Source organism: Candidatus Aminicenantes bacterium (assembly GCA_026393855.1).
GTDB lineage: Bacteria > Acidobacteriota > Aminicenantia > Aminicenantales > UBA4085 > UBA4085.
This window is the reverse complement of the sequence record JAPKZJ010000005.1, coordinates 1-9,336: the sequence shown is the minus strand read 5'-3', so window position 1 is coordinate 9,336 and position 9,336 is coordinate 1. Positions and strand designations below refer to the sequence as shown.

Sequence of the window (9,336 nt, the reverse complement as noted above, 5' to 3'; positions counted from 1 at the left end):
GGGGCTAATAAGGAAAACCCGGGGCGGTTTTTCTATGATAACGCCGTCATGGGGATTCATCTCATCCATGAGGCCTATCGGAAGGGAGTCGAGAAATTTGTGATTTTGGGGACTATCTGTTGTTACCCGAAGTTTACGCCGGCGCCGTTTAAGGAAGAGGATCTCTGGATCGGGTATCCCGAGGAGACCAACGCGCCCTACGGGCTGGCCAAGAAGATGCTTTTGGTTCAGTCGCAAGCCTATCGACAGCAATACGGATTTAATTCAGTTTTCGTCATGCCGGTCAATTTGTATGGGCCGCGAGACAATTTCGACCCGAAATCCTCCCATGTCATCCCGGCGCTCGTCAGGAAATTCGTCGAGGCGATGGGCGGGAAGGCGGTGTGCCGGGATAGGTTGGCCGGGAAGGCCAAGGGGACGGGTGGCGAAACAGTGACGGCAGGTTTTGATAAGCCGGTTGTCGTGTGGGGGACAGGTTCAGCTTCGAGAGAGTTTCTTTTTGTCGAAGACGCCGCTGAGGCCATCGCCTTAACGGCAGAGAGGTATGAGAGCGGCGAACCGATGAACTTGGGTTCGGGTAGGGAAATCACCATCAAGGATTTGGTGGAGTTGATCGCGAGAATAATGCGATATAGCGGTGAAATTAAATGGGACGCGAGCAAGCCCGACGGCCAGCCGAGGAGATTACTGGATGTCTCGAGGGCCGAGCGGGAAGTGGGCTTTATGGCCAAAACGAGCCTCGAAGACGGCCTAAGGCGCGCGATCGTGTGGTATCTGGCCAATTAGCCGAGAGGGGTCAGGTCTTAATATTTAACGTTTTCGGCGAGGCCTGACCCCAAAAACAATCCATCCACGTACTTGACGGATCCCCGCCCCGGCCCTATATTGGGCCGGTGTTCGTTCCACTCGCTCTGGCCGAGTATCTGAAGGCCTTGCCGCTCGCCGCCGTCGAGGCCTACGCCCGCACCTTAAAAGTCAGCGAGCCCGCACCAAGCCGGGTTGTTTCGGCGGACGAACGAAAAGCCTGCCTGATAGCCGCTTGTCGGTCCAAGCTCACCGTGGAAGAAGAATTGGCCCGCCGGCTGGCCATGCTCGGCCGTGCGGAGGCTTCGGCCATCAAGACACTGGCTTTTGAGCAGGGCGGCCTTCTGCCTGTCCCCCAAACCACAGCGGGCTTGTACAAGCCCCTCCAATCGCTCGTTCAAGCGGGACTGGCCCTGCGCCTGGACATCGACGGCCGGGAGTCCTTTGTCCTGCCTTTCGAGGTTCTCCTGCAAGCAGCGGCAGCGGCGGGGGAGGAGCCCGGCAAGGACGATTCGCTGCTTCTTTACTTCCATGGCCGCAACAAGGAAATGCTCGGCCACTTGGCCGACCGTGCGGGTTTCAAGCCCGGCCCGGGCCGCAAAGCAGAGCTTATCCGGGAATATTATGCCCGGATTACATCCCGTTTCGCGACCGAGCTGAAGGCCCTGGACGATCGGCATCTGGCCATGCTCCGCGAGCTGCTCCGGGGCGGCGGCATCGGTGAGCCTTTGCATATGGACGACGACTATGGTGGGCCGGCGCGGGCCCGCCGGGCGGCGCCGTCGGCCTGGTCCGATGCCTACGGCTTCGACCGGACCCTGTGGGGTGGGTACGCGTGGGGCGGCAAGCCCCGCGAGACGCCAGGACAGGCGGCGGCCTTGGACCTGCTTGCCCACGGCTTCGTCGTTCCCTGGTTGAACCCGATGCAGCACTTTGGGGTGATCCCGATGATTTCGCGAGAAGCGCGGCCCGCCGTCCGCGAATACTTTCTTGGCGAGATGCGAGCGAGTCTGGCCGCGATGGGAAAGGGCTTGGCGGCGCCGGCGCCCCGGGGGCCGATCGTCTCGTATGCCGATCGGGTTCTGGAGGACATCCTCAAGCTCCGGGTGGCGGTGGCCTGCGGCCGAGTCGAATCCAAAAAGGACGGATCGCTTGCCCGCCGTTCGGTCAAGGCGGTGGCAGGGCTTCTGCAGGCCCCCGAGGATTATGTCGAGTGCCATCTTCGGGATCTGGGCCTAGAATATCCGGAAGGCGGGGGCGTGGCGCGGCTTCCCGGCGGGCTGATGGCTCCGGTCGAGCATTGGCGCGAGCTGGCCCTCAAGCCCCTGCCGTTGAAGGCGGCGCTCAAGGTGTTGGACGGCTTGCGGGGCTGGCAGAAGCGGGGCGTATTGGAAGCCTACCTCGACAACCACCCCGAGGCGGCGCCCTGGATGTTCCGGTCCAAGAAAAGCGACCTCGAGGATCCGGCCCATAGAGCGCCCGCGCTGACGGCAGAATACCTGTTGGACGTTTGTTACTGGTACGGCTTGCTCGAAATATCGGATGCCGGCGAAAAAATGAGGCCGACGGGCATCGCCGGCCGGCTGGATGAGGCAGAGAGCGACCCGGCCTGGAATGTCGTAAAGGCCAAGGAGCGCCCCGTCCGAGTGCAGGCCAATCTGGAGATTTTGGTACCGCTGACGGCCGAGCCGGGTTTGTTCGGTCCGCCGGCCGAGTTCGCCGAGCTGGCCGGGCTCGACCGCATGGTCCGCTTCGTCCTGACCAGAGAGAGCCTGATCCGGGGGCTTGACGCCGGCTGGACGCCCGAGACGATCCTGGCCTGGATGGAGAAGCCGTATGCGGCCGGGCGGCGGGGAGCGGGCGGGACAGCGAGTGCGGGGACGGGCGCTGGTGCAGGGGCTGGAGCGGGCGTTGGAGCGGGCGTTGGAGCGAGTGCAGGAGCGAATGCGGGCGCTGGTGCGGGCGCGGCCGGAAAGGACTGGGCGGCGGGGCGGGCGAGCGGGAAGGACCAGGCGGCGGCCGAGATCCCGGCCACCGTCCGCGAGTTCGTGGCCTCTACGGGGAGGCGCAAGGGCGAGGCGGCGGTCATGCCCTGCCAGGCGGTGATCAGGTGCGAGGGGATTGGGGTCAAAGAGCGCATCCTGGCGCTGCCGGGTGTCGATGCGGCCAAGCTCGAGGGGGCCGAGGATGCGCCCTATCTGGCTGTGTTCCAACCGCCGCCGGGAGAGCTGGTGGCGCTGCTGAAGAAGAAGAAGATTTATGCCGATATCGCCTCGATCGCGGAGAAGGGTATCGACGCCGGGCCAGACACGGGGGATGGCCTTGGGCTGCCCGAGAAGAAGCTGGAAAAGACGCTCAACGCGTGTTTGCGCAACGGGACCAAGATACGGCTGGCCTATTTACGGGGCTACCGGTGGAAGAAAACCAATCTAGTGACGATCATCGGTTTGCGGAAGGGCCGGGTTTACTTCCTCGACCGCGACGGCCTGGCCTCGAGCCTGTCTCTGGATTCCCTCGGGTAGGGGTCAGGTCTCAACATTCAACATTTCTCCCCTCGTGCTTGGGTGTGGGCGGGAAATCCTTGGGTTTTTTCGATCGCGGGCGTGAATCGAAATAGGGAAATGTTGAATGTTGAGACCTGACCCCTTCTTACCGAAGGATTTCGTACTCGTAGCCCTCTTCGATCAAAAACATCTGGCGGCGCAGGGCGAAATCCTCTTCTTCGGTGTCCGCCGTGACCAGCGTGTAAAACGATGCCGGCCGCCCGTCCGCTTTAGGCCGCAGGATTCGTCCCAGTCGCTGGGCCTCCTCCTGGCGCGAGCCGAACTTGCCGGAAACCTGGATCGCGACCGAGGCGTCCGGCAGGTCGACGGCGAAATTGGCCACGGACGAGACGACCAAAAGATCCAGGTCTCCGTCGCGAAACTCCCGATAGAGCCGCTCGCGCTCGTCCTGGGGAGTCTCGCCCGTGAGAAGGGGCCGGTCGAGGGCGGCGGCGATTTTCGCCAATTGGTCGAGATACTGGCCGATGATCAAAATTTTTTCGCCCGGGTGGCGGGCCATGACGCGCTCCAACACGGCCAGCTTGGCCGGGTTTTCGGCCGCGGCCCGATACAGGCCGCGCGGTTCGGCCGCCGCGTAGGCCGCCCAAGTCTCGGCGTCGGCCGGGACCTTGACCTCGCGGCAGACGGCGCGGGCGATCCAGCCCTGGCGCTCGATGACTTTCCAGGGGACGTCGTAGCACTTGGGCCCGATGAGCGAGAAGACGTCGGCCTCGCGGCCGTCCTCGCGCACGAGCGTCGCGGTCAGGCCCAGGCGGCGCACGGCCTGGAGCGACGCCGTGAAGCGAAAAACGCGCGCCGGCAGCAAGTGGACCTCATCGTAGATAATGAGGCCCCAGGGCAGGCCGTTGAGGACGTGGAAGTGGGGGAAGTCGTCGCCTGCCAGAGGGCCGCGCTTGCGGTATGTCAATAACTGATAATTCGTCAGGGTGACGGGACGGATGTCCTTGGTGGCGCCGCTGTATTCGCCGATGTCGGAATCGGCTAAGCCTGTCTTATCGAGAAGCTCGCGCCGCCACTGGCGGATGGCTGTGATCCCGGTGGCCAGGATCAGCGTGTGGGCGCCGATGAGGTTCATCGCGGCCAGCCCGACGATCGTCTTGCCCGCGCCGCAGGGCAAGGCCACAACCCCGCTCCCTCCCTGCCAGGTGCCCCCCTTGAAGAAGGCGTCGCGGGCGGCCGATTGGTAGGGGCGCAGGCGGAAGCGGTCGCTTTCGCGCAGGGGAACGGCCAAGGGCGAGCCGGCGATATAACCCGCCAGATCCTGCACGGGGAAGCCGGCCTTGATCAGAGCTTGCTTGAGCGGGCCGCGGTCGATCGTGCGGACGAGCGCTTCGCCGGGGGCGGCGTCGGGGCCGATAAAGACGGCCGCGGCGGGGTCGTTGCGGAAGCGTTCGAGCAAGATAGGATCGTCGACGGCCAGGCGGTGGCGGGTAGCGTCGTGGGGGAGGAGGCGGATCCGGCCGTAGCGGCCCATCAGGTCGGTGATGCGGGCGGCCATGGAGTCCATGATCGGGAAGCGGCTGTGGGCGCGGAGGCGGGCCAGGACTTCGGGGGCGGCCAGGCCGGCCGCGGCGGCGTTCCAGAGCGAGAGGGGCGTGATCTTGTAGGTGTGGACGTGCTCGGGGCACTTGACCATCTCGGCGAAGGGGGCTATCGCGTCGCGGACGTCGGCGTAGAGGGGCGAGTCCGTCTCGAGCAGGAGCGACATGTCGGATTGGACAATCAGCGGCTTGAGAACGTCAGCCATGGGGGTAATATATCAATAAATAGGGGGACACCATACGTAACTCCCGAATTATTTTCGTCAACTAACGGCGACAGTTCCAACGCGGCCGCCTTCCCTCGGAATGGGTGGCCGGATTCCGTCGGAATGCCCGGCCGGAATGCGTCGGGATAGCCAAGCTTCGCGTGGGCTCGAAAAGTGTACCGGCTTCGCCACTCTCGGGGATGGGTCAGGGTGTCTGTAATATGTCAATACAATTGACAATTAGTAATTATATTATTATATTACAAATATGATAAAAAGAGCGGCCGAATCGACTTGTCTGGCGCTTGCCGCCGGATATCCCATTGTGGCGGTGACAGGCCCGCGCCAATCCGGTAAAACGACGCTCGTTAAAGCTGCTTTTCCGGGAAAGCCCTATGTCTCTTTCGAAGATCCCGACCAGCTCGAATCAGCTTCGGGAGATCCGCACGGGTTTCTGTCCCGTTTCCCTTCCGGCGCGATCATCGACGAGGCGCAGCGCTTTCCTAAGATATTTTCCTATTTGCAGGGATTCGTCGATGATCGGAAGAAGATGGGCTTGTTCATCCTGACGGGATCCCAGCAATTCGGTTTGCTCAGCGGGATCAGCCAATCTTTGGCCGGCCGGGCCGCCCTTGTCCAACTTCTGCCGTTCTCTCTAGGCGAAGCCGGCGGGGGCGGGATTGAGCTGGGTCCGCTTTCCAAAGTCCTCATCAGCGGCCTTTACCCGCCGATTCATGACCGCCACCTGGATCCGGCCGTCTGGTACGGCAACTATGTCATGACGTATCTCGAAAGAGACGTCCGAAATCTTCTCGCCGTCCGCGATCTAAGCCAGTTCCGGACGTTCCTCCGCATGTGCGCGGCGCGGTGCGGCCGGCTCCTCAATCTGTCTTCTTTGGCTTCGGATTGCGGGATCACCCACAATACGGCTCGCAGTTGGATCTCGGTCCTGGAAGCAAGCTATATCGTCCATCTCCTGCGGCCGCATTCCGAAAATTTCGGCAAGCGGATGGTCAAGGCGCCCAAGCTCTATTTCTACGATCCCGGGCTGGCAGCCTGGCTGCTGAATATTCAGGGGCCGGATCACATGGCCGTGCATCCGATGCGGGGGGAGTTATTTGAGGCGTTGATCGTGTCCGAGTTCCTAAAGGCTCGCTATAATCGCGGCCTCGAGTCCAACCTGTATTTCTGGCGGGACAATATCGGCGAGGAGATCGACCTGCTGATCGACGAGGGCACGGTTGTCCGGCCGGTCGAGATCAAGTCGGGAGAGACGGTCAGCGAAGACTATTTCCGCGGGCTGAAGCGGCGGCAGGCCTGGGTCGCGCAACGGAGACAAAGGGCCGGCCGGAGCGGAAGCGCTGCAGTCGCCGCCGAGGGTGAGGCCGGAGTCCCGGCCGGAGATGCCATCGATGCGGGCGCCGTCAACCCGAGCGACGGGACCGTCATCTACGGCGGAGGAGAGAGCTTCCGCCAGGGTCCGTTCTCGGTTGTCTCATGGCGGAACCTGGTGTTGGAGGGGTCAGGTCTTAACATTTAACGTTTTTGGCGAGGCCTGACCCCGTGGTGCCAGGCCGGGTTAATTCTGTCAAACGTTAAGACCTGACCCCTCACACCGGCAAGGCTGATAGAAACGATGCGGCGTCCATGATGCGTACTTCCCCGGCCATGGCGGGCCGGATCGGCTCGGCGCAGACGATGAACTTGTGTTTCACACCGAGCTGGGCGGCAAAGTGGTTTAGGGCGGTATCGGACGGGCTCGCTCCGAGCTTGGCTTCGATGAGCAGCCAAGGCACAGCCTGCCGGCCCCTGGTCAGCAGGAAATCGACTTCCCTTTTCTCTTTATCGCGGACATAGTGCAGCCCCAGCGGCTCGAGGCCGAGGTCGTTGTTGAAGTCGCGCCACTTCAGAAGATGGCCGGCCACGAGGTTCTCGAAGCGGTGGCCGTCGTCCTCGATCTCGGACCAATCCCAGAGGTAGAGCTTGGGCTCGCGTCGGATAGCCCTAACCACGCGCTTGGCGTAGGGCCGCAGGAGATAGAGGTAGTAGAGCCGGGCCAGGGCGTCTATCCAGAGGCGCACGGAGTCGATGGCGACCTGGAGATCTTCGCGCAGGGCGTTGTAGGAGAGCACGCCGCCGGCGCGCGCCGCGAGCAACTCCACAAGCTCTTCGACGTGCGAGACGAGCTGAATGCGGGTCAGGTCGCGAAGATCCTCGCGGACGATGAGGCGTTTGCGCTCGCCGTGCCAAAGACGGAGCGCGGCGGGGTCGCGCCGGAGGAAGACTTCCGGAAATCCGCCCCACCGCAAGAGCGCCGAGAAGGCCTCGCGGGCGGCGGGCTCGGAGGCGCCGCGCCGGGCGAGAAGCCCGGCCAAGACGGCGTCGGGCGAGGCCGCGTCGAGGCTTGGATCGATGTCGGGGGCGAGCACTTCGCGGACGGAGAGGGGGTGCAGGCGATACGTGTGGTAACGGCCCAGCAGGCTGTCGCCGCCCTTCTGGAAGACGTCGAGACGGCCGCTACCGGTTACCAGGAGGTCGAGGGAGGCGTGGCGCGTGTCCCAAAGCCCTTTGAGATAGCTTTTCCAGCGGGGGAACTTGTGGATTTCGTCCAGGGCGAGGAGGGGCTTGCCTTGAGCTGGGAGAGAGAGCGGGCGGTCGGCGAAGCCGTAGGGGTCGCGGGCCACGGAGCGGCGAAAGGCGAGGTCGTCCCAGTTGAAGTAGAGCTCGGGGGTGCCGCGAGCCTCCAGGAGCCGGCGGGCGAGAGTGGTTTTTCCGACCTGGCGCGGCCCGGAGAGGATCGATTCAAGGCTGCGTTTGAGCATGTGACCATTATTGGCCATGCTAGTTAAAAGTCAAGGCTTATTATCAGATGGCTGGTAGAAAGTCAGGCTTGGGGGAGGGGTCAGGTCTTAATATATGACCTTATTGTACAGACCTGACCCCTGAGCTTTGCGTGGGCTCGAAAAGTGTACCGGTGTCATCCCGAGCCCCTGGCGTGGGGATCCGATCGAAGAATCGGGGGACTGGCTCGAAGAGCGTCCCGGGGGGCCGATAGCGATTGAAAACAAACGGGATTATAATATCTCGGGGCAAGCTAAAGATGTGTCGTCTCGAAAAACAAGTCCGATCTCTCGCGGAGCGTGCGAGCGTGGAGATTCTCTATGTCTTCGGCAGCCGCGCCGACGAAGTCCTGGCGAGCTTCAAGGCTGGAGCGGATGGCTTGGCCGCTGATCCCTCCGACCTGGATATCGGGGTGTTGCTCCCGGGGGGCGGCTGGTCCGTCCAAGAGAAAGTCGATTTTGCCCAATCTTTGGAAGTTCAATTCGGCGTCGAGAGAGTCGACCTTGTCGTGCTCAATGAAGCCGATCCTTTTCTGGCCGCCGAAATCATCCGCGGAGAGCGGCTCTACGAACGGGATCGCCGTTTCGTGGACGAATATGAGCTCTTCGTCTTGAGGCGGGCGGGAGACTTGGCGCCTTTTGAGCAAGAGCGAATCCAACGGGATTTAACGGGGCTCACATGACACCGCAAGGCCTCGCGGGTCGGGTCCTGGCAGATCGCTTGGCCATCGTGGACCGCCATCTGGCCGAGATCCGCGACCTGCCGCTGGGGGACCGAGCCGCATTCTTCGCCGACGGCCGGAATACGGCGGCGGCGGAATCGTTCTTGCGACGAAGCCTGGAAGCGCTGTTCGATGTCGGCCGGCATATACTCGCCCGTGCTTTCGGTGAGGGAGTCGGTGAATACAAGGAAATTGCCCGCAAGCTTGGCCGGCAGTCCGTCCTCAAAGAGCCCGAGGCTGCGTTGTTGGCGGTTCTTGCGGGATACCGGAATCGGCTGGTCCATTTTTATCACGAAATTTCCAACGATGAGCTGTTCGAGATTTGCGGCCACAAGCTTAGCGACATTGAAACGGTTAGGGATGCATTCCGGCGTTGGCTCGGCGAGAATTCGGACAAGATCGACAGGAACCTCTGATTCGCAAAAAAGGGGCGCTGTCGTCCCGAGCATTTGGTGTGGGGATCTGATCGAAAAAGGGGAGGGGTCAGGCCGAGTTAATTCTGTCAAGAGTTAAGACCTGGAGGAGTTCCCCCAAAAATTATGGTGAAAAAAGAGATTGTTGGCCGGTGGCCGGGCCGAGGGATGAAAAACAGCCGTGGAGGCCTCTCTTTTGCCCGAACAGATGGGCCATGATCCCATCGGCTAGGGCATAGTAGCGAA

7 protein-coding genes are annotated in these 9,336 nt (G+C 62.4%); 5 read left to right on the top strand and 2 right to left on the bottom strand.

Going from position 1 to position 9,336, the window contains the following annotated elements; all coding sequences use genetic code 11:
- Nucleotides 1-786: NAD-dependent epimerase/dehydratase family protein (locus NTZ26_00170; GenBank protein ID MCX6558901.1), on the top strand; the 786-nt coding region annotated here is incomplete at its 5' end.
- 107 nt (nt 787-893) lie between these two features.
- Entirely contained in the window at nt 894-3,326 is a 2,433-nt protein-coding gene (locus tag NTZ26_00165; protein MCX6558900.1) for a hypothetical protein, read from the top strand.
- Nucleotides 3,327-3,453: 127 nt separating this feature from the next.
- On the opposite strand, the gene NTZ26_00160 is transcribed toward NTZ26_00165, so the two are convergent.
- Nucleotides 3,454-5,115 (bottom strand): DEAD/DEAH box helicase, encoded by a 1,662-nt coding sequence (locus NTZ26_00160; protein ID MCX6558899.1) that lies wholly within the window; start codon nt 5,113-5,115, stop codon nt 3,454-3,456.
- Between the two features lie 268 nt (nt 5,116-5,383).
- Here NTZ26_00160 and NTZ26_00155 point away from each other — a divergent pair, with 268 nt between their 5' ends.
- Nucleotides 5,384-6,655: an ATP-binding protein gene (locus NTZ26_00155; protein MCX6558898.1), complete on the top strand. Its 1,272-nt coding sequence runs from the start codon at nt 5,384-5,386 to the stop codon at nt 6,653-6,655.
- Nucleotides 6,656-6,725: 70 nt separating this feature from the next.
- Here the strand turns inward: NTZ26_00155 and NTZ26_00150 are convergent, their stop codons facing one another.
- Nucleotides 6,726-7,937, bottom strand: coding sequence for an AAA family ATPase (locus NTZ26_00150; protein MCX6558897.1), 1,212 nt, complete (start codon nt 7,935-7,937; stop codon nt 6,726-6,728).
- A 278-nt stretch (nt 7,938-8,215) separates the two neighbouring features.
- Here NTZ26_00150 and NTZ26_00145 point away from each other — a divergent pair, with 278 nt between their 5' ends.
- Together NTZ26_00145 and NTZ26_00140 are read left to right on the top strand one after the other, a co-directional pair.
- Nucleotides 8,216-8,638, top strand: coding sequence for a nucleotidyltransferase domain-containing protein (locus NTZ26_00145; GenBank protein MCX6558896.1), 423 nt, complete (start codon nt 8,216-8,218; stop codon nt 8,636-8,638).
- Complete coding sequence (locus NTZ26_00140; protein MCX6558895.1) at nt 8,635-9,093, top strand: DUF86 domain-containing protein; 459 nt, start codon at nt 8,635-8,637, stop codon at nt 9,091-9,093. The genes NTZ26_00145 and NTZ26_00140 overlap by 4 nt, the downstream gene beginning before the upstream one ends.
- The last annotated feature ends 243 nt before the right edge of the window (nt 9,094-9,336 follow it).